Annotated in this window: 1 protein-coding gene; it reads left to right on the forward strand. The window is 36.5% G+C overall.

Features of this window, described 5'->3' with window-relative positions; all coding sequences use genetic code 11:
- The coding region (locus SB679_RS24645; RefSeq protein ID WP_410704913.1) for a hypothetical protein at window positions 1-186 on the forward strand (186 nt) is incomplete at its 5' end.
- Window positions 187-266: the final 80 nt, after the last annotated feature.

The following is a 266-nucleotide window of genomic DNA, read 5'->3' on the forward strand; positions in this document are numbered from 1 at the left end:
GCAACAGAAACTCAATTGAAAGGAGAGGCAGAGCCTATCACAGATCTTACTTACACACCAGGAAGCCCGTTTGGGGTGAGAGTAGGCGTGTACTATAAGTTTTCAGCAGAATGTCGGATGTATACTTTTTACATCCGACATTACACAAAACACTCAACATATTCAATTTCAGCATTCAATTTGTAATAATCAATTCATCATGGAAGTATTATCCAATTTTCAATACAAAAAACTGTTTCTCCCGAATATCGCAGAGAAAATATTAG

The sequence above is a fragment of the Chryseobacterium sp. SIMBA_029 genome, assembly GCF_046535275.1.
In the GTDB taxonomy this organism is placed as follows: domain Bacteria; phylum Bacteroidota; class Bacteroidia; order Flavobacteriales; family Weeksellaceae; genus Chryseobacterium.